General features: G+C 73.1%; 18 protein-coding genes. 7 read left to right on the top strand and 11 right to left on the bottom strand.

Annotated features, from left to right (window positions below; genetic code table 11):
• Positions 1–46: 46 nt before the first annotated feature.
• The gene (locus ACSNOB_RS07440) at positions 47–1009 is read left to right on the top strand and encodes a COX15/CtaA family protein (protein WP_436685851.1); all 963 of its coding nucleotides are present in this window, start codon (positions 47–49) and stop codon (positions 1007–1009) included.
• Positions 1010–1034: 25 nt separating this feature from the next.
• Here ACSNOB_RS07440 and ACSNOB_RS07435 read toward each other — a convergent pair whose 3' ends face one another.
• The 3 genes from ACSNOB_RS07435 to ACSNOB_RS07425 all read right to left on the bottom strand — a co-directional run bounded on the left by ACSNOB_RS07435 (position 1035) and on the right by ACSNOB_RS07425 (position 3618).
• The gene (locus ACSNOB_RS07435; protein WP_436685850.1) at positions 1035–1964 is read right to left on the bottom strand and encodes an ATP-grasp domain-containing protein; all 930 of its coding nucleotides are present in this window, start codon (positions 1962–1964) and stop codon (positions 1035–1037) included.
• Positions 1965–1970: 6 nt separating this feature from the next.
• Positions 1971–2303 carry a hypothetical protein gene (locus ACSNOB_RS07430; protein WP_393103776.1) on the bottom strand — a complete coding sequence of 111 codons (333 nt, stop codon included), beginning with the start codon at positions 2301–2303 and terminating at the stop codon, positions 1971–1973.
• 355 nt (positions 2304–2658) lie between these two features.
• Positions 2659–3618, bottom strand: coding sequence for a heme o synthase (locus tag ACSNOB_RS07425; RefSeq protein WP_436685849.1), 960 nt, complete (start codon positions 3616–3618; stop codon positions 2659–2661).
• A gap of 264 nt (positions 3619–3882) precedes the next feature.
• Between ACSNOB_RS07425 and tkt the strand changes: the two genes are divergently transcribed.
• The 6 genes from tkt (at position 3883) to pgl (ending at position 12302) form a co-directional block, all read left to right on the top strand.
• Entirely contained in the window at positions 3883–6021 is a 2139-nt protein-coding gene (gene tkt / locus ACSNOB_RS07420; protein WP_436685848.1) for a transketolase, read from the top strand.
• 15 nt (positions 6022–6036) lie between these two features.
• A complete protein-coding gene (tal, locus tag ACSNOB_RS07415; protein WP_393103770.1) occupies positions 6037–7215 on the top strand; it encodes a transaldolase in 1179 nt (392 codons plus the stop codon).
• Entirely contained in the window at positions 7212–8861 is a 1650-nt protein-coding gene (locus ACSNOB_RS07410; RefSeq protein ID WP_436685847.1) for a glucose-6-phosphate isomerase, read from the top strand. Before tal ends, ACSNOB_RS07410 begins: the two co-directional genes overlap by 4 nt.
• A 38-nt stretch (positions 8862–8899) precedes the next feature.
• A complete protein-coding gene (gene zwf, locus ACSNOB_RS07405; RefSeq protein ID WP_436685846.1) occupies positions 8900–10414 on the top strand; it encodes a glucose-6-phosphate dehydrogenase in 1515 nt (504 codons plus the stop codon).
• A 31-nt stretch (positions 10415–10445) separates the two neighbouring features.
• Positions 10446–11462 (top strand): glucose-6-phosphate dehydrogenase assembly protein OpcA, encoded by a 1017-nt coding sequence (locus tag ACSNOB_RS07400; protein ID WP_436685845.1) that lies wholly within the window; start codon positions 10446–10448, stop codon positions 11460–11462.
• Positions 11463–11531: 69 nt separating this feature from the next.
• The gene (gene pgl, locus ACSNOB_RS07395) at positions 11532–12302 is read left to right on the top strand and encodes a 6-phosphogluconolactonase (RefSeq protein ID WP_436685844.1); all 771 of its coding nucleotides are present in this window, start codon (positions 11532–11534) and stop codon (positions 12300–12302) included.
• 57 nt (positions 12303–12359) lie between these two features.
• Here pgl and ACSNOB_RS07390 read toward each other — a convergent pair whose 3' ends face one another.
• The 8 genes from ACSNOB_RS07390 to rapZ form a co-directional block, all read right to left on the bottom strand.
• A complete protein-coding gene (locus tag ACSNOB_RS07390) occupies positions 12360–12710 on the bottom strand; it encodes an RNA polymerase-binding protein RbpA (protein WP_393103760.1) in 351 nt (116 codons plus the stop codon).
• A gap of 134 nt (positions 12711–12844) precedes the next feature.
• Positions 12845–13108 (bottom strand): preprotein translocase subunit SecG, encoded by a 264-nt coding sequence (gene secG, locus ACSNOB_RS07385; RefSeq protein WP_436685843.1) that lies wholly within the window; start codon positions 13106–13108, stop codon positions 12845–12847.
• Positions 13109–13203: 95 nt separating this feature from the next.
• Positions 13204–13995 (bottom strand): triose-phosphate isomerase, encoded by a 792-nt coding sequence (gene tpiA / locus ACSNOB_RS07380; RefSeq protein ID WP_436685842.1) that lies wholly within the window; start codon positions 13993–13995, stop codon positions 13204–13206.
• Positions 13995–15194: a phosphoglycerate kinase gene (locus tag ACSNOB_RS07375; protein ID WP_393103756.1), complete on the bottom strand. Its 1200-nt coding sequence runs from the start codon at positions 15192–15194 to the stop codon at positions 13995–13997. Before ACSNOB_RS07375 ends, tpiA begins: the two co-directional genes overlap by 1 nt.
• Entirely contained in the window at positions 15191–16195 is a 1005-nt protein-coding gene (gene gap / locus ACSNOB_RS07370; protein ID WP_436685841.1) for a type I glyceraldehyde-3-phosphate dehydrogenase, read from the bottom strand. Before gap ends, ACSNOB_RS07375 begins: the two co-directional genes overlap by 4 nt.
• A 262-nt stretch (positions 16196–16457) precedes the next feature.
• The gene (gene whiA, locus ACSNOB_RS07365; protein ID WP_393103752.1) at positions 16458–17438 is read right to left on the bottom strand and encodes a DNA-binding protein WhiA; all 981 of its coding nucleotides are present in this window, start codon (positions 17436–17438) and stop codon (positions 16458–16460) included.
• 54 nt (positions 17439–17492) lie between these two features.
• Positions 17493–18542 (bottom strand): gluconeogenesis factor YvcK family protein, encoded by a 1050-nt coding sequence (locus tag ACSNOB_RS07360; protein WP_436685840.1) that lies wholly within the window; start codon positions 18540–18542, stop codon positions 17493–17495.
• Positions 18539–19426 (bottom strand): RNase adapter RapZ, encoded by an 888-nt coding sequence (rapZ, locus tag ACSNOB_RS07355; protein ID WP_436685858.1) that lies wholly within the window; start codon positions 19424–19426, stop codon positions 18539–18541. The genes ACSNOB_RS07360 and rapZ overlap by 4 nt, the downstream gene beginning before the upstream one ends.
• Positions 19427–19555 lie beyond the last annotated feature (129 nt).

The following is a 19555-nucleotide window of genomic DNA, read 5'->3' as shown; positions in this document are numbered from 1 at the left end:
TCCGAACCACCGTGCCGGCGGAGTCGCACGAACCTCGATCACTACGGTGCGTAGGATTTGCGCCGTGACTCCATCCGTCCGGTTCCCGGTCTCCACCGCCCTGCTGCGCCGTCTCGCGCTCGCCTCGATCATCGCGAACGTGGGCATCGTCGTCACCGGCGGGGCGGTCCGGCTCACCGAGTCCGGTCTCGGCTGCCCCACCTGGCCCCGGTGCACCGACGAGTCGTACGTGGCAACCGCCGAGATGGGCATCAACGGGGCGATCGAGTTCGGCAACCGCCTGCTCACCTTCGCCGTCGGCGTCATCGCGCTGGCCGTCCTGGTGGCCGTGCTGCTGCACCGCCCCCGCCGGCGGGAGCTGGTCCCGCTGGCGGTCGCCGTGCTCTTCGGCATCCCCGCCCAGGCGATCGTCGGCGGCATCACCGTGCTCACCGACCTCAACCCGTGGGTAGTCGGCCTGCACTTCCTCGCCTCGATGCTCGTCATCGCGGCCGCGTACGCGCTCTGGCGGCGGATCAAGGACCCGGCCGGTCCGGCGGTGGCCGTGGTTCCGGCGCCGCTGCGGACCCTGGCCGTGCTCACCACCGTGGTCAGCGCCGCCGTGCTGGTGGTCGGCACCTGGGTCACCGGCAGCGGCCCGCACGCGGGCGACCACGGCGCGGCCCGCAACGGGCTCGACCCGGAGACGATCGCCCAGGTGCACGCCGACGGCGTCTTCCTGCTGATCGGTCTCTCGGTGGCGCTCGTCTTCGCCTTCCGCGCGGTCGGCGCGGACCGGGCAGCACGGGCCGCCGTGGTGCTGGTCGCGGTGGAGCTGGGTCAGGGCGTGATCGGCTTCGTGCAGTACTTCACCAACCTGCCGGCGCTCCTGGTCGGCGCGCACATGCTCGGCTCCTGCCTGGTGCTGCTGGCCACGCTCTCGGTGCAGTGGTCCACCCGTACGCGCCGCCCCGTCGCGCCGACCCCGGACCCCGCCCCCGCCGAGGACGCCGTCCCGGTCGCCGCCTGACGGGCGGCAAGCCGGCCGCCCGGGCTCAGGCGCCGCGCGGCGGGCGGCGCAGGTGGGCCAGGATCGCGTCGGCCAGCCGGTCGGCGGCGCCGTCGGCGTATCCGAGGAACAGCGACGGCTCGGTGAGCTCCAGCTCCACCAGGACGGGCGCGCCGTCCGCACCCGGGATCAGGTCCACCCGGGCGTAGAGCAGCCGCTGCGGACCGCCGGGCACCGCCGCGAGGGCCTGCTCCGCCACCGCCAACTGTTCCGGGGCGGCGGTGCGGGCGGTGATCTCCTCGGGCTTGTAGAGCCCCTCGGTGCCCAGGTCCGGGCCGGTCAGCATCGGGCCCTTGCGGATGGCGTGGCTGAACGCCGGACCCGCCGGCCCGGCCAGGAAGAGCAGCGCGGTCTCGCCGACCGTGTCGACCGCGTCGAGGTACGGCTGCACCATGGTCAGCCGGCCCGCGTCCGACAGCCGCCGCACGTGCGCGGCGGCCAGCCCCCGGTGCTCCGGGTCGGCCAGGTCGTAGCGGCCGGTGTCCTGGCTGCCGGCGCTGACCGCCGGCTTGATGACGTACTCGCCGCGCTCGGCGGGCGGCTGCCAGGTCTCCCCCGGCGCGACCCAGGACGTCGGCACGGTCGGCACCCCGGCCGCCGACAGCTCGCCCAGGTAGCGCTTGTCGGTGTTCCAGCGCACCACGTCGGCCGGGTTGGCCAGGCCGGGCACGGTCGACGCCCAGGCGACGAACTCGTCGCGACGCAGCGCGTAGTCCCAGGGCGAGCGGAGCACCGCCAGGTCGTACGCCGACCAGTCGGCGACGGGATCGTCCCAGACCACCGGCTCGGCGGTCACGCCGCGCCCGGTCAGCGGGGCGAGCAGCAGCCGGTCGTCGGGGTCGAGGTCGGGCAGTTCGGCACAGGTGACGAGAGCGACCCGGGGTTCCCCCCGGGTCGACTGGTGGTGGTCGGTCAATTTATGTCAACGGGCCATCGAGCGCCGGGCCATCGACCGCCAGAGGTCGTTGCTCGGACGCATCTGGTCCATGAGTTCACGCTCCCAGGCGTTCTCGACGGTGACTCCCGCCATCGCACAGGCCTCCCGCGCGACGACGGTGTCGTCCGCGAACTGGTCGCCCCACACCCCGTCCTCGCCGACGAGGACGATGCGGGCGCCGCGCTTGCCGACGTACTCGATGACCGCCTTCGCCCCGCCGTGCCCGGCGGCGAACGACTTGATGCCCGCGACCAGGCCGTTGGGGGCCTGACCGGCGGTCTGATCGGCCGTCAGCGTCGTATCGGAACCTTCTGCCATGACGCGAAGCGTAAGCAGACTTCCACCCGGGCGGGCGAGAACCATGAACCTTTTGTGATGCCAATTACCTGGAGGTTTAAGGAAGAGCACAGGCGAACTGCCCGGCTTTATCCGACTTATCAGCGCAAAGTTTCGCCCCGAACCGACCCGTCGCGGGGCAGGGCGAACCGTTCGGGCGGATACCGAAGCTGTCCCCGATGTGACAAGAAACCCGGACAAGGCATACACGATGGTGATTTGCCGGCACGACAACCGGCCGAGACCCGGAGGGCCGCGACCGGCCCGACCCTGACCCGGTCGGTTCCGGACGGGCGCGCCGGACCTCCGGCGGAGGCCGGAGGCGACGCGGCGGGGATCAGATCAGCGCGTCGAGCGCGACGGCGGCGAAGAGGATGGTCAGGTAGGTCGTCGACCAGTGGAACAGCCGCATCGGCTTGACGGCCTGGCCACGCGAGACCCTGCGGGCGAGCTTGTGCGCCTCCACCACGAAGATGGCGCCGACCACCACGGCGGGCACCCCGTAGATCGCGCTCATCCCCAACGGCCACACCGCCAGCGAGGAGGCCACGGTGAGCCAGGCGAAGGCGATGATCTCGGTGTTCACCCGGCGGGCGGAGGCGACCACCGGCAGCATCGGGATGCCGGCGCGGGCGTAGTCGTCCTTGTACTTCATCGCCAGCGGGTAGAAGTGCGGCATCTGCCAGAAGAAGACCACCGCGAAGAGCGCCCACGCGGCCGGCGCCAGCGACCCGGTCACCGCCGCCCAGCCGATCAGCACCGGCGCCGCCCCGCAGGCGCCGCCCCAGAACGTGTTCGCCGTGGTGGTGCGCTTGAGCCAGAGGGTGTAGACCACGTCGTAGTAGACGATCGCGGCCAGCGTCAGCCCGGCGGCCAGCAGGTTGGTGAACGCCACCATCAGCGCGACCGACACCGTCGCCAGCACCAGCCCGAAGATCAGCGCGCTGCGCGGCGACACGGTGTGCGCCGGCAGCGGGCGGCGCTTGGTGCGCCGCATCAGCTGGTCGATGTCCCGGTCGATGTAGCAGTTGATGACGCTGGCCGCGCCGGCGGCGAGCGAGCCGCCGACCAGCACCACGGCCATCAGCCACAGCGACGGCAGGCCGCCGTCCGCGAGCATCATCGCCGGCACGGTGGTGACGAGGAGCAGCTCCACGATCCGCGGCTTGGTCAGCGTCACGTACGCCGAGACCACCGCGCGGACGTCCCGGCGGCCGACCGCCGGCGCCTCCGCCGCCTTGCGCACCGGCGGCTTCCCGGCAGAGTTGCTGACGGGGCGCTCGGTGATCATGCTCACGGATTGCCACCTTCCGGCGTCGGCAGGGGAGGTCGGGTCGGTCGGACCCGACTCGGGCCACACACCGCACCACAGACTACGCGCTGTCGTTTTGGCTGCCCGGGCGACCCGACAACGGTGCGGGCCGTCACACCGCCGGTGGAACCGCCGATCCTCCCGGACCCGCACAGACCAGCATGCGGAGATCCCCGGGCGGACGTTTAGGACCGCTCGATAGGGTCATCAGTGAGGGTTCCGCCCATCTGCCGAGGAGCACAAACCATCGTGGCTGCCAACCGACCCGAGCACCCCGCACTGAACTGGTCCGACCTCGACCGCCGGGCCGTCGACACCGTCCGCGTGCTGGCCATGGACGCCGTGGAGAAATCCGGCAACGGCCACCCGGGCACCGCGATGAGCCTCGCGCCCGCGGCCTACCTGCTCTTCAACCGGGTCATGCGGCACAACCCGGCCGACCCGAACTGGCCCGGCCGCGACCGGTTCGTGCTCTCGGCGGGCCACTCCAGCCTCACCCTCTACATCCAGCTCTTCCTCTCCGGTTACCCGCTGGCCCTGGAGGACCTGAAGTCGCTGCGGCAGTGGGGCTCGCTCACCCCGGGCCACCCCGAGCACGGGCACACGCCGGGCGTCGAGACCACCACCGGCCCGCTCGGCCAGGGCCTCGGCAACGCGGTCGGCATGGCGATGGCGGCCCGCCGCGAGCGCGGCCTGTTCGACCCGGAGGCCGAGTCCGGCGCGTCGGTCTTCGACCACGACATCTGGTGCATCGCCTCCGACGGCGACATCGAGGAGGGCATCAGCCACGAGGCCAGCGCCCTCGCCGGCCACCAGCAGCTCGGCAACCTCTGCGTGATCTACGACGACAACGAGATCTCCATCGAGGACGACACCCGGATCGCCAAGAGCGAGGACGTCGCGGCCCGCTACGAGGCGTACGGCTGGCACGTGCAGACCGTCGACTGGCGCACCGGCGACGCCGACCAGGGCGACTACCACGAGGACGTCGAGGCCCTCCACCGGGCGCTGCTGGCGGCGAAGGCCGAGACCGGCCGTCCCTCCTTCATCGCCCTGCGCACCATCATCGGCTGGCCCGCGCCCAACAAGAAGAACACCGGCAAGATCCACGGTTCCGCGCTCGGCGCCGACGAGGTGGCCGCCACGAAGCAGATCCTGGGCTTCGACCCGGCGCAGTCCTTCGAGGTCGACGAGGAGGTGCTCGGGCACGCCCGCCTGGTGCTGGAGCGCGGCGCCCGCGCCCAGCAGGAGTGGACCACCGCGTTCGACGCCTGGTCGAAGGCGAACCCGGAGCGCAGGGCACTCTACGACCGGATGGCCGGCCGGGTGCTCCCCGAGGGCTGGACCGAGGCGCTGCCGGAGTTCCCGGCCGACGCCAAGGGCATCGCCACCCGCGCCGCCTCCGGCAAGGTCCTGGAGGCGCTCGCGCCGGTCCTGCCGGAGCTGTGGGGCGGCTCGGCCGACCTGGCCGAGAGCAACAACACCACGATGAAGGGCGAGCCCTCCTTCATCCCGGCCACCCACGCCACCAAGGACTTCCCCGGCCACGAGTACGGCCGCACGCTGCACTTCGGCATCCGCGAGCACGCCATGGGCGCGATCCTCAACGGCATCGCGCTGCACGGCGGCACCCGCCCCTACGGCGGCACGTTCCTGGTGTTCAGCGACTACATGCGCCCGTCCGTCCGGCTCGCCGCGCTGATGAAGCTGCCGGTGATCTACGTCTGGACGCACGACTCGATCGGCCTGGGCGAGGACGGCCCGACCCACCAGCCGGTGGAGCACCTGACCGCGCTGCGGGCCATCCCGGGCCTGGACGTGGTCCGCCCGGCCGACGCCAACGAGACCGCCTGGGCCTGGCGGCAGGCGCTGGAGCACACCGACCGGCCCACCGCGCTGGCGCTGAGCCGGCAGGCGCTGCCGACGCTGGACCGGTCGAACCTGGCCGGCGCCGAGGGCGTGACCAAGGGCGGCTACGTGCTCGCCGAGGCGTCCACCGGCAAGCCCCAGGTGATCATCATCGGCACCGGCTCCGAGGTGCAGCTCTGCCTCACCGCCCGGGAGCGCCTGGAGGCGGACGGCACCCCGACGCGGGTGGTCTCGATGCCCTGCCAGGAGTGGTTCTACGAGCAGGACGAGGCGTACCGGGAGTCGGTGCTGCCGCGTGGGGTAAAGGCACGGGTGAGCGTGGAGGCGGGCATCGCGATGTCCTGGCGCGGCGTCGTCGGCGACCTCGGCGAGAGCGTCAGCCTGGAGCACTACGGCGCCAGCGCCCCGCACACCGTGCTCTTCGAACAGTTCGGGTTCACCCCCGACCGGATCGTGGCCGCCGCGCACGCGGCGATGACCCGGGTGGGCGACATCACCGGTTTCACGACCGGCAACTGAGGGAGCGTGGACGGCATGACGGACAGGCTGAGCGAACTCACCGCCGCGGGCGTGGCGGTCTGGCTCGACGATCTTTCCCGGGTACGGCTGAGCTCCGGCGGGCTGGACCAGCTCCGCCGGGAGAAGCACGTGGCCGGGGTGACCACCAACCCGACGATCTTCGCCAAGGCGCTGAGCGACGCCGACGAATACGACTGGCAGCTGCGCGACCTCGCCACCCGTGGGGTGGAGGTCGAGGAGGCCGTGCGGATGCTCACCACCTACGACGTGCGCTGGGCGTGCGACGTGATGCACCCGTCGTACGAGCGCAGCGCGGGTGTCGACGGCCGGGTCTCCATCGAGGTGGACCCGCGGCTGGCCCACGAGACCGACAAGACGGTCGCCGAGGCCAAGGCGCTGTGGTGGCTGGTCGACCGGCCGAACCTCTTCATCAAGATCCCGGCCACCGAGGCGGGCCTGCCGGCCATCACCGCCACCCTGGCGGAGGGGATCAGCGTCAACGTCACGCTGATCTTCGGGCTGGACCGCTACTCGCAGGTGATGGAGGCGTTCCTGGCCGGCCTGGAGCAGGCGAAGGCGAACGGGCACGACCTGAGCAAGATCGGTTCCGTGGCGTCGTTCTTCGTCTCCCGCGTCGACAGCGAGGTCGACAAGCGGCTGGAGAAGATCGGCTCCGACGAGGCCAAGGCGCTGCGCGGCAAGGCCGCCGTCGCCAACGCCAAGCTGGCGTACGAGCGCTACGGCGAGGTCTTCTCCTCGGACCGCTGGCAGGCGCTCGCCGACGCCGGCGCGCACCCGCAGCGGCCGCTGTGGGCGTCCACCTCCACCAAGAACCCGGACTACCGCGACGTCATCTACGTCGAGGAGCTGATCGCGCCGGGCACCGTCAACACCATGCCGGAGCCGGTCATCCACGCGTACGCCGACCACGGCGAGACCCGCGGCGACACCATCACCGGCTCGTACGACGAGGCCCGCAAGGTCTTCACGGACCTGGAGTCGGTCGGCGTCGACATGGCCGACGTGATCGCCACCCTGGAGCGCGAGGGCGTGGAGAAGTTCGAGGCGAGCTGGCTGGAGCTGCTCGACGGCGTCCGCAAGTCGCTGGCCGCCGCGGGCAAGGGCACCGGCCACCCGGGCAACGCCGCGAAGGGCAACGCGCAGGCCGCGCAGCAGGCGGGAGGCAACGCGTGAGTGATCTGCTCAACGGGCCGGTCGAGGCGGCCGCCGGGCTCGCCGTGCACGGCGCCGACACGGTCGACAGGTCGGCCCCCGCCTCCACCCGGGACGCGCTGGTCAAGGCCGGCGTGCCGGGGCGGCTGGCCGAGAAGGACCCGACCCTGTGGGGCCCGGACGCCGAGGCCGAGGCGAAGATCCGCCTCGGCTGGGTGGACACCCACCGGCGCAGCCGGGAGCTGCTCCCCCAGCTCGCCGAGCTGAAGGCGGAGCTGGGCGACCTGGACCACGTCGTGCTCGCCGGCATGGGCGGCTCGTCGCTGGCCCCCGAGGTCATCGCGCGCACCCTCGGCAAGCAGCTCACCGTGCTCGACACCACCGACCCGGGGCAGGTCCGGGCGGCGCTGGCCGACCGGCTGGAGCGCACCGTGGTCGTGGTGGCCAGCAAGTCCGGCTCGACGGTGGAGACCGACAGCCACCGCCGGGCCTACTGGCAGGCGTTCCTGGACGCCGGGATGACCGAGGCGGAGGCCGGCCGGCACTTCGTCGTCGTCACCGACCCGGGCTCGCCCCTGGAGCGGACCGCCGCCGAGATGGGCGCCTTCACCGTGCTGGCCGACCCGAACGTGGGCGGCCGCTACTCCGCGCTGACCGCGTTCGGGCTGGTCCCGTCGGCGCTGGCCGGCGTGGAGGTGGCCGAGCTGCTCGACGAGGCGGACGCCCTGGCCCGGTCGCTGGGCGGCGACCGGGACAACCCCGGCCTGGCCCTGGGCGCCGCGCTCGGCGCGGCGGCCACCATGGGCCGCGACAAGGTCGCCCTCGTCTCCGACGGCACCGGCATCGACGGCCTCGGCGACTGGGCCGAGCAGCTCATCGCCGAGTCCACCGGCAAGGCGGGGGTCGGCATCCTCCCGGTCGTCGTGGAGTCGCCGCAGAGCCCCGGCGCCACCGGCGACGACGTGCTCACCGTGACCTACGGCGGCGCGCTGGCCACCGGTGCGGTCCCGGGCGGCGGCGCCGGCGCCGACGTGGCGGTCAACGGCCCGCTCGGCGCGCAGTTCCTGGCCTGGGAGTACGCCACGGCGATCGCCGGCGTGGTGCTCGGCATCGCCCCGTTCAACCAGCCCAACGTCACCGAGTCCAAGGAGAACACCAACAAGATCCTCGCCTCCGGCCCGCCGGCGGAGACGCCGTCGTTCACCGAGGGCGCGATCGAGGTGTACGCGCCGCAGGGCGCCCCGGGCGACCTGGCCGGCGTGCTGCGCTGGCTGGTCGACGGGCTGGGCGACGACGGCTACCTCGCGGTGATGGCGTACCTCGACCGGTTCGCCGACGCCGACGCGGCCCGGCTGCGGCCGCTGCTGGCCGGGGCCGCCGGGCGGCCGGTCACCTTCGGCTGGGGGCCGCGGTTCCTGCACTCCACCGGCCAGTACCACAAGGGCGGCCCGCAGGTCGGCAGCTACCTCCAGCTCACCGGCGCGGTCACCGACGACCTGCCGGTGCCGGGCAAGCCGTACACCTTCGGGGAGCTGCAGGCGGCGCAGGCCGCCGGCGACCGGCAGGCCCTGGCCGAGCGGCAGCGCCCGGTGGTGCGGCTGCACCTGACCGACCGGTCCGCGGGCGTGGCCCAGCTGCTCGATGCGGTCGGGGCGCTGCGGGCGTGACGATGAGGACCGTGGACGATGCGGAGCGAGGAGGCGGCATGAACCCGCTGCGCGACCCGCAGGACCGCCGGCTGCCGAGGATCCCGGAGCCGTGCGCCCTGGTGATCTTCGGCGTCACCGGCGACCTGGCCCGCAAGAAACTCCTGCCGGCCGTGTACGACCTGGCGAACCGGGGGCTGCTGCCCCCGGGCTTCGTCGTGCTGGGCTTCGCCCGCCGGGACTGGGGCGACGGCGACTTCGAGTCGCTGGCCCACGAGGCCGCCAAGAAGCACGCCCGCACCCCCTGGCGGGAGGAGGTGTGGTCGCGGCTCGCCGGCAACATCAAGTTCGTCGGCGGCTCGTTCGACGACGACGCCGCGTTCGACCAGCTCGCCGCCACCCTCGACGAGCTGCGCCAGACCCACGGCATCCCGGGCAACGCCGCCTTCTACTTCTCCATCCCCCCGGCGGCGTTCCCCGTGGTGCTCAAGCAGCTCGCGCGCACCGGCATGGCCGACAACGCCAAGTCCGGCGGGTGGCGCCGGGTGGTGGTCGAGAAGCCGTTCGGGCACGACCTGCCCTCGGCGAAGGCGCTCAACGACCTGGTCGACGACGTCTTCACCCGCAAGGACGTCTTCCGCATCGACCACTACCTGGGCAAGGAGACGGTCCAGAACATCCTCGCCCTGCGGTTCGCCAACAACCTGTTCGAGCCGCTGTGGAACTCCAAGTACGTCGACTCGGTGCAGATCACCATGGCCGAGGACGTCGGCATCGGCACCCGGGCGGGGTTCTACGACTCGGCCGGCGCCGCCCGGGACGTGCTCCAGAACCACCTCCTCCAGCTGCTGGCGCTGGTGGCGATGGAGGAGCCGACGAGCTTCGACGCGGACGAGATCCGCACCGAGAAGCTCAAGGTGCTCCGGGCCATCACCCTGCCGAAGGACGTGACCGAGGGCACCGTGCGCGGCCAGTACCTGCCCGGCTGGGTGGGCGGTCAGCGCGCGGTCGGCTACCTGGAGGAGGAGGGCGTGCCGGCGGACTCGACCACCGAGACGTACGTGGCGGTCCGGCTCGGCATCCAGAACCGCCGCTGGGCGGAGGTGCCGTTCTACATCCGGGCCGGCAAGCGGCTGCCGCGCCGCGTCACCGAGGTCGCCATCATGTTCAAGAAGGCGCCGCACCTGCCGTTCAACGCCGCCGACATGGAGTCGCTGGGGAACAACCAGCTCGTCATCCGGGTGCAGCCCGACGAGGGCGTGGTGCTGAAGTTCGGCTCCAAGGTGCCCGGCACCACGATGGAGGTCCGCGACATCGCGATGGACTTCCAGTACGGCGAGGCGTTCACCGAGTCCAGCCCCGAGGCGTACGAGCGGCTGGTGCTGGACGTGCTCATCGGTGACCGCACCCTCTTCCCGGACGCCGCCGAGGTCGAGCAGAGCTGGCAGGTGGTGGACCCGCTGGAACACGCGTGGGCGGGCACGAAGCCGGAGCCGTACCGGGCCGGCGAGTGGGGCCCCCGGGCCGCCGACGAGATGCTGGCCCGCGAGGGCCGGGCGTGGCGCAGAGCGTGAGCAAGCCCAGCGAGTCAACCAGGAGGCTCCAGTGATCGGCCTGTGGGACACCACCGGCAACGAGGTGGTCAAGGCGCTGGCCGCCGAGCGGCGCAGCGCCGGCGGGGTGGCCAGCGGCATGGCGCTCACCCTGATCGTGGTGGTGGACGAGAAGCGGGTCCGCGAGGCGGAGGCGGCGGCGACGATAGCGGCCGCCGCCCACCCCTGCCGGCTGGTGGTGGTGGTCCGCTCCGACGTCGAGCGGGAGCGCAACCGCCTCGACGCGGAGATCGTCGTCGGCGGCCGGCTCGGCCCGTGCGAGGCGGTGGTCACCCGGATGTACGGGCGGCTCGCCCTGCACGCCGAGTCGGTGGTGATGCCGCTGCTGGTGCCGGACGTGCCGGTGGTGACGTGGTGGCACGGCGAGCCACCGGCCGAGATCGCCACCGACTTCCTCGGCGTGGTGGCCGACCGGCGGATCACCGACGCCGCGCAGGCCGCCGACCCGATCGAGGCGCTGCGCCAGCGGGCCCGGGACTACGCGCCGGGCGACACCGACCTGGCGTGGACCCGGATCACCCCGTGGCGCACCCTGGTGGCCGGGGCGTTCGACACCACCCAGGCGCGGGTGACCGAGGCGACCGTGGTCGCCCCGGCGACCGATCCCACCGCGGCGCTGATGCGGGGCTGGCTGGCCGCCCGGCTCGGCATCGAGCCGGTGTGGCAGCGCACCGACGAGTTCCCCCGGATGCGGGAGGTGCAGCTGCGCTGCGCCAACGGCGACGAGCTGACGCTGACCCGCGAGGACAGCGTGGCGACGTTCCGGCGTACCGGCCAGGACGAGCGGCAGCTGCCGCTCGTCCGCCGGCCGCTCGGCGACGAGTTGGCCGAGGAGCTGCGCCGGCTCGACGCCGACCAGGTGTACGCGGAGGCGCTCGGCGCGGCGGCGGGCCTGACCGGCCTGGACCAGCACCCGGCGCAGCGGGTGCACGTCTGGAAGGATCCGGCCACCGCCCAGCGGGCCGAGGCGGGGGTGACCGCGCACGCGGGAACGAGCGCCGAGCACTGAGCGCCCGACTGCCGGGCGTACGAGCGAAACACCGGCCGCGCGGGCGGCCGGAGAAACGAAGGCACAGGGATGAGTGAGGCGAGTGTCGCCGTCCATGCCGACGCCGACCTGCTGGCGCAGGCGGTGGCGGCCCGGCTGGTGGTGAAGCTGCTCGACGCGCAGGCCGAGCGCGGTCAGGCGTCGATGGTGCTGACCGGCGGCCGGATCGCGGCGGCGGTCCACCGGGCCGTGGCGGCGCTGCCGGCCCGCGACGCGGTGGACTGGTCCCGGGTGGACGTCTGGTGGGGCGACGAGCGGTTCCTGCCGGCCGGCGACCCGGAGCGCAACGAGACCCAGGCCCGTGCCGCCCTGCTGGACGCGGTGCCGCTGGACCCGGCCCGGGTCCACCCGATGCCCGCCTCCGACGGCCCGACCGGCCCGGACCCGGAGGAGGCCGCCGCCCGGTACGCCGAGGAACTGGCCCGGGCGGCGCGCCCCGGCCACGCCGCGCTGCCCCACTTCGACGTGCTGATGCTGGGCGTCGGCGAGGACGGGCACGTGGCCTCGGTGTTCCCGGAGCACCCGGTGCACCACGACAGCCGGCCGGTCAGCGCCGTGCGGGGCAGCCCGAAGCCCCCGCCGGTGCGGACCACGCTGACCCTGCCGGCGATCAACACCGCCGAGGAGGTCTGGTTGGTCGCCAGCGGCGCCGACAAGGCCCGTGCGGTCGGCATGGCGCTGGCCGGGGCGGGGCCGGTGCAACTGCCGGCGGCCGGCGTGCAGGGCACGGGCCGCACCCTCTGGCTGCTGGACCGGGCCGCGGCGGCCGACGTGCCGGCCCGCCTGCGCAGCCTGCGCTGACGCCGACGAGGTGAGGGCCCCCCGTCGGCGCCGGGCGTCGACGGGGGGCCCTTCTCACTACGGGGCGGTGCGGCCGCGGCGGCGGCGCAGGTCGGCGAGGGCCTCGGCGAGGATGGCCTCCCCCTCCTCGGCGGTGCGCCGCTCCTTCACGTACGCCAGGTGGGTCTTGTAGGGCTCCAGCCGGGCCCGCCCCGGCGGGTTCCCCGCGTCCTGGCCGGCGGGCAGGCCGCACCGCGGGCAGTCCCACACCTCGGGGGCCTCGGCCTCGGCGGCGATCCGGATCTCGGTGCGGTGCTCGTTGCGGCACCAGTAGGTGACCGCCCGGCACGGGGCCGGCTGGTAGCGCTCGGCGCTGCGCTCGGGGGCGGACCCGATGCGGGCGCCCCGGATGACGTTGCCACTCGGCACGGCTGCTCGCTCCTGTCGTCGGGAGGGGTACCGCCGCGGAGGGGGGCGGCGGGCGACGCGGTGCAGCGGGTGAAACGAACTGCGCGCGGCCCGTCGGTGACGGACCGCGCGCAGATTGTACGACTTGACGGCGCTCAGACGGTGCCGCTGGCCGTCTGCAGGCGGAGCCAGAGCCCGAGCCCGACGATGCAGGCGAACCAGACGATGCCCACCAGGACGGTGTAGCGGTCGAGGTTCTTCTCCGCCACCGACGACCCGGCGAGGCTGGAGCTGACGCCGCCACCGAACATGCTCGACAACCCGCCGCCCTTACCGCGGTGCAGCAGGATCAGCATGGTCAGCAGGATGCTCGTGATGACCAGCAACACGATCAACGTGTATGCGAACCAGATCGGCATGGCTGGGGTCAGTCCTCTCGTTACGATCCTCGCCCGGGCAGATCGGGCACGGTGGCACCGACCGACGGACGGGCGGAGTCAAGGATAGCGAGCGATCAGCGGGTGATGTGCTCCGGGAACCGGCAGATCTTCGCGAACTCCTCGGCGTCCAGGCTCGCGCCGCCCACCAGCGCCCCGTCGACGTCCGGCTTGGCCATGATCGCCGCGACGTTGGAGGACTTGACCGAGCCGCCGTAGAGGACCCGGACCTGGTCGGCGGTGCCCTGGCCGAACGACTCGGCGAGCCGCTGACGGACCGCCTCGCAGACCTCCTGCGCGTCCTCCGGGGTGGCCGTCTTGCCCGTGCCGATCGCCCAGACCGGCTCGTACGCCACCACGACCTTCGCCACCTGCTCGGCGGTCAGCCCCTTCAGGGCGCCGTCGAGCTGGTCGCTGCAGTGCGCCACGTGGGTGCCCTGGTCCCGGACGTCGAGCCCCTCCCCCACGCAGAGGATCGGGGTGAGCCCGTGGGTCAGCGCCGCCTGCACCTTGGCGTTGACGACCGAGTCGTCCTCGTGGTGGTAGGCGCGCCGCTCCGAGTGCCCGACCACGACGTACGTGCAGCCCAGCTTGGCCAGCATCGGGCCGGAGATGTCCCCGGTGTAGGCGCCCGACGCGTGCGGCGACAGGTCCTGCGCGCCGTAGCCGATCAGCAGCTTGTCGCCGTCGACGGCCGTCTGCACCGTACGCAGGTCGGTGAACGGCGGCAGGACCACCGTCTCGACCTCGGTGAGCTGCTTCTCGGTGAGGCTCGCCGCCAACTTCTGCACCAGCAGGTTGGCCTCGAGGTGGTTGAGGTTCATCTTCCAGTTGCCGGCCATCAGCGGCCGGCGGGTGGCGCTCGCCATCAGTTCTCCAGAGCCGCGATGCCGGGGAGGGTCTTGCCCTCCAGGTATTCCAGGGAGGCGCCACCGCCGGTGGAGATGTGCCCGAAGGACGACTCGTCCAGCCCGAGCGCCCGCACCGCGGCGGCGGAGTCACCGCCGCCGACCACGGTGAACGCGTCGGCCTTGGCGATCGCCTCGGCCACCCCGCGGGTGCCGTGGGCGAACGCCGGCATCTCGAACACGCCCATCGGGCCGTTCCAGAAGATCGTCCGCGCGCCCTTGAGGGCGGCGGCGAACCCGGCGACGGTCTCCGGACCGATGTCGAGACCCACCCGCTTGCTGGGGATGCCGTCGGCCGGCACGGTGTCGTGCGCGGCGTCCGGGGCGAACGCGTCGGCGGCCACCACGTCGACCGGGAGCAGGATCTTGTTCCCGGAGCGCTCCAGCAGGTTGCGGCAGGTCTCGACCATCTCCTCCTCCAGCAGCGAGGAGCCCACCTCGTGGCCCTGGGCCTTGAGGAAGGTGAAGCACATCCCGCCGCCGATGAGCAGCCGGTCGACCGTCGGCAGCAGCGCCTCGATCACCGCGAGCTTGTCGGAGACCTTCGAGCCGCCGAGCACCACCACGTAGGGGCGCTCCGGCTCGCCGGTGAGCTTCGAGAGGACCTCCACCTCGCGCAGCACCAGCCGGCCGGCGACGTGCGGCAGCCGCGCCGGCACGTCGTGGACGCTGGCGTGCCTGCGGTGCACCGCGCCGAACGCGTCGTCGACGTACGCGTCGGCGAACGCGGCGAGCTGGTCGGCGAACGCGCCCCGCTCGGCATCGTCCTTGCTGGTCTCGCCCTTGTTGAAGCGCAGGTTCTCCAGCAGCGCGACCTCGCCGTCGGCGAGGGCGTCCACCGTGGAGCGGGCGGACTCGCCGACCGTGTCGGAGGCGAAGTGCACCCGCGCGCCGAGCAGCTCGCCGAGCCGCCCGGCGACCGGGCGGAGGCTGAACTGCGGGTCCGGGGCGCCCTTGGGACGGCCCAGGTGCGAGCAGACGACCACCTTCGCACCGGCCTCCACCAGCGCGCCGAGCGTCGGCAGCACCGCGCGGATCCGGCCGTCGTCCGTGATGTCGCCGGTCTGCTTGTCGAGCGGGACGTTCAGGTCGGCGCGCACCAGCACGCGCCGACCCGACACCCCCTCGGCGAGCAGGTCGTCGAGGGTACGGATGCTCACAGCGACTGACCCACCAGCTTGACCAGGTCGACCAGGCGGTTCGAGTAGCCCCACTCGTTGTCGTACCAGCCGACGACCTTGACCTGGTTGCCGACGACCTTGGTCAGCGGCGCGTCGAAGATGCACGACGCCGGGTCGGTGACGATGTCCGAGGAGACGATCGGGTCGTCGTTGTAGACCAGGATGCCCTTGAGCGGGCCCTCGGCGGCGGCCTTCAGCGCGGCGTTGACCTCGTCGACCGTGGTCTCCCGGTTGACGTTGACGGTCAGGTCGGTGGTCGAGCCGGTCGGGATCGGCACCCGCAGCGCGTAGCCGTCCAGCTTGCCCTTCAGCTCCGGCAGCACCAGGCCGATCGCCTTCGCCGCGCCGGTCGAGGTCGGCACGATGTTCAGCGCGGCGGCGCGGGCCCGACGCAGGTCCTTGTGCGGCGCGTCCTGGAGGTTCTGGTCCTGGGTGTACGCGTGGATCGTCGTCATCAGACCGTGCTGGATGCCGAACGTGTCGTGCAGGACCTTCGCCATCGGGGCGAGGCAGTTGGTGGTGCAGGACGCGTTGGAGATGATGGTGTGCTTGGCCGGGTCGTACTGGTCGTGGTTGACGCCCATGACGACCGTGACGTCCTCGTTCTTCGCCGGGGCGGAGATGATGACCTTCTTGGCGCCGCCGTCGACGTGCGCCTTCGCCTTCGTGGCGTCGGTGAAGAAGCCGGTGGACTCGATGACCACCTCCGCGCCGACCTCGCCCCACGGCAGCTTCGCCGGGTCCTTCTCGGCGTACGCCTTGATGGTCTTGCCGCCCACGGTGATCTCGTCGGCCGTGGCCTTCACCTCGTGCGGGAGGCGACCCAGGATGCTGTCGTACTTGAGCAGGTGGGCGAGCGTCGCGTTGTCGGTCAGGTCGTTGACCGCCACGACCTCGATGTCAGCGCCGGAAGCCAGCACTGCCCGGAAGAAGTTGCGGCCGATCCGGCCGAAGCCGTTGATGCCAACCCGGATGGTCACAGGTCCCATCTCCTCGCGTTCTGGTCCGCCGGCGTAAGACCCGGGCCGGCGGAGGTGTGTGCGCCGACCGTTGGAGCCGGCCGTTGACGGTTCATCTCGGCCACCCCGCCGCGGTCCCAAGGACCTGACCGCCCGAGGCGGTGAGCACGGCGAGGAGTGCCTGTGCCGGCCCCCTTGCCGTACGCAGCGACCCTATCCGAGCGTGCGACACCGCGCAGCGCCGGGTGGTGGCCCACTGGCACCGCCGAGCCTCACCGTCCTATCAGACCACGAGCATGTCGGGCGTGACGGCCGCTTCCGTATCCGGGATGCCCAGGTCGCGGGCCCGCTTGTCGGCCAGCGCCAGCAGCCGGCGGATCCGGCCGGCGATCGCGTCCTTGGTCAGCGGGGGGTCGGCCAGCGCGCCCAGCTCCTCCAGCGAGGCCTGCCGGTGCTCCAGTCGCAGCCGCCCGGCCGAGGTGAGGTGGTTGGGCGCGTCGTCGGCGAGGATCTCCAGCGCCCGGGTGACCCGGGCGGCGGCGGCCACCGCGGCGCGCGCCGAGCGGCGCAGGTTCGCGTCGTCGAAGTTGGCCAGCCGGTTCGCCGTGGCCCGGACCTCGCGGCGCACCCGGCGCTCCTCCCAGGCCAGCACGCTGGAGTGGGCGCCGACGCGGGTGAGCAGCGCGGCGATCGCGTCGCCGTCCTTGACCACCACCCGGTCCACCCCGCGCACCTCGCGGTTCTTGGCGGTGATGCCGATCCGGCGGGCGGCGCCGACCAGGGCCAGCGCCGACTCCGGGCCGGGGCAGGTGATCTCCAGCGCGCTGGAGCGGCCGGGCTCGGTCAGCGAGCCGTGCGCCATGAACGCGCCCCGCCAGGCCGACACCGCGCAGCACACGTTCGCGGCGACGACGTGCGGCGGCAGCCCCCGCACCGGGCGTCCCCGGACGTCGAGCAGGCCGGTCTGCCGCGCGAGGGCCTCGCCGTCCTTGACCACCCGGACGATGAAGTGGCTGCCCTTGCGCAGGCCGCCGGAGGCCAGCACGTGGATCTCGCTGGGATAGCCGTAGACCTCCGCGATCTCCCGTCGCAGCCGTCGGGCCACCGCCCCGGTGTCGAGTTCGGCCTCCACCACGACCCGACCGGAGACGATGTGCAGCCCGCCGGCGAAGCGCAGCAGCGCCGCCATCTCCGCCCGCCGGCAGCAGGGCTTGGGCACGTCGACCCGACTCAGCTCGTCCTTGACCGCAGCCGTCATCGCCATTGTGCGTCCCCTCACGGACCTGTTCCGGCGTGTCGCCGGAGATTACGTACGTGTCTAACGATCGGCGCCCAGGACAGGCACCAGTGCGGCGCCCAGGGCGGCCGGATCATGACGGGGAGTGCCGTCGGTGACCGCGACGGGGGCGAGGACCAGGCGAGCACCCAGCGATTCTGCCGCACGTTCGACCGGTTCGGGGTCACCCACCGCCTTGGAATCGGCGACCACATGGTCGACCTTCAGCTCCGGCAGGTACCAGCGCAGCGCGGCCAGATGGTCGGCCAGGGAGAGCCCGAGCGTCTCCTTCTCCGACGCGAGGTTCAGCGTGACGAGCCGCCGCGCCGGGCTGGCGACGACGGCGGCGGCCAGCTCCGGCACCAGCAGGTGTGGCAGCACGCTGGTGTACCAGCTGCCCGGCCCGAAGATCAGCCAGTCCGCCGCGCCGATCGCCGCGACCGCCTGGGGGCAGGCCCGCGGGGCGGCCGGGGTCAGCCGCAGCGACTCCACCCGGCCGGTGGTCACCGCCACCTGGTGCTGGCCGGTGACCGTCCGCACCTCGTCCGGGCGGCGCGGGTCGACGCCGCGCACCCGGGCCTCGATGCCCACCGGCTCGCAGGACATCGGCAGCACCCGGCCCACCGCGCCGAGCATCGCGCCGGCGTGCTCCAGGGCGGCCACCGGGTCGCCGAGCAGCTCCATCAGCCCGCAGAGCACGAGGTTGCCCACCGCGTGCCCGGCCAGCCCGTCGCCCCGGTCGGCAGCACCGGCGCCGGCCAGCCCGTCGCCCCTCCCGGTGCGAGCCGGGTCCCCGGCGCCGGGCAGTCCCCCGGCGGGCGGCGGCACCTCGGCGAAGCGGTGCTGGAACAGCCCGGCGCTGCGCCGGGTGGCGGGGTGGTCCCCCGCGAGCGCGACCAGCGCCTGCCGCAGGTCGCCCGGGGGCAGGCCGCCCCGCTCGGCCCGCAGCCGGCCGCTGGAGCCGCCGTCGTCGCCGACGGTCACCACGGCCGTGATGTCCAGGTCCAGCTCGGGGGCGCAGCGGCGCAGGGCGCGCAGCGAGGCGGACAGGCCGTGCCCGCCGCCGAAGGCGACCACCCGCGTCGCCGTCATTCGCGCCCCAGGTCGCGGTGCTGGGCGTTGGCGGCCAGGCCGGACTGGCGCAGCCGGGCCGCCAGCTCCTCGGCGATGGCCACGCTGCGGTGCTTGCCGCCGGTGCAGCCGACCGCGACGGTCAGGTAGCGCTTGCCCTCCCGCTCGAAGCCGGCGGTAGTGGCGTTGACCAGGTCGGCGTACGAGCCGACGAAGGCGTCCGCGCCCTCCTGACCCAGCACGTACGAGCTGACCGCCTCCTCCCGGCCCGTGTGCTCGCGCAGCTCGGGCACCCAGTACGGGTTGGGCAGGAAACGGGCGTCGAGCACGAAGTCGGCGTCGGGCGGCAGGCCGTACTTGAAGCCGAACGAGAGCACGGTGAGCCGCAGCCGGCGGGCGTCCTCGCCGCCGAACAGCTCCTCGATGCGGCGGCGCAGCTGGTTCACGTTGAGGTGGCTGGTGTCGATGATCACGTCGGCCTGGTCGCGGGCCTCCTCCAGCAGGCCGCGCTCCACGGCGATGCCGTCGGCGAGCCGCCCGTCGCCCTGCAACGGGTGCGAACGCCGGACGCTCTCGAACCGCCGGATCAGCACCTCGTCGTCGGCGTCGACGAAGACCACCCGGGGCGAGAAGCCGCGCTCCTTCAGCTCCCGGATCGCCCCGGCCAGGTCGGTGGAGAAGGCGCGCGAGCGCACGTCCAGCACCATCGCCGTGCGCCGGGCCGCCCCGCCGGCCTTGAACGCCAGCTCCGCCATGTCGAGCATGAGCGCCTGGGGCAGGTTGTCCACCACGTAGTAGCCGACGTTCTCCAGCGCCCGGGCCACCGTGCTGCGGCCGCCGCCGGAGAGGCCGGTGACCACCACCAGGGTGGTGTCCGATTCCGCCGGAGCCGGCTGCCCGGTCACCGTCGCGCCCCGATCCTCGGCCGTACGCGCCTCGCTCACCCACTACCCCCCAGCCGCGGCGCACGCGGTCGGCGCCCCGGCCGCGTGTGGTCAATCAGCGACTCTATCCCGCCGCTCCCGGCCGACCGT

Origin of the sequence: Micromonospora sp. URMC 106 (assembly GCF_051386395.1) — a bacterium.
GTDB lineage: Bacteria > Actinomycetota > Actinomycetes > Mycobacteriales > Micromonosporaceae > Micromonospora.
This window is presented reverse-complemented; position numbering and strand designations above follow the sequence as displayed.

Bases quoted from the DNA above. Each gene is read 5' to 3' on its own strand.
- secG (WP_436685843.1), bottom strand. From the start codon at position 13,108: ATGCCGATCTGGTTCGCATACACGTTGATCGTGTTGCTGGTCATCACG.
- whiA (WP_393103752.1), bottom strand. From the start codon at position 17,438: ATGGCGATGACGGCTGCGGTCAAGGACGAGCTGAGTCGGGTCGACGTG.
- tpiA (WP_436685842.1), bottom strand. From the start codon at position 13,995: ATGGCGAGCGCCACCCGCCGGCCGCTGATGGCCGGCAACTGGAAGATG.
- ACSNOB_RS07360 (WP_436685840.1), bottom strand. From the start codon at position 18,542: ATGACGGCGACGCGGGTGGTCGCCTTCGGCGGCGGGCACGGCCTGTCC.
- ACSNOB_RS07430 (WP_393103776.1), bottom strand. From the start codon at position 2,303: ATGGCAGAAGGTTCCGATACGACGCTGACGGCCGATCAGACCGCCGGT.
- zwf (WP_436685846.1), top strand. From the start codon at position 8,900: ATGAACCCGCTGCGCGACCCGCAGGACCGCCGGCTGCCGAGGATCCCG.
- tal (WP_393103770.1), top strand. From the start codon at position 6,037: ATGACGGACAGGCTGAGCGAACTCACCGCCGCGGGCGTGGCGGTCTGG.
- pgl (WP_436685844.1), top strand. From the start codon at position 11,532: ATGAGTGAGGCGAGTGTCGCCGTCCATGCCGACGCCGACCTGCTGGCG.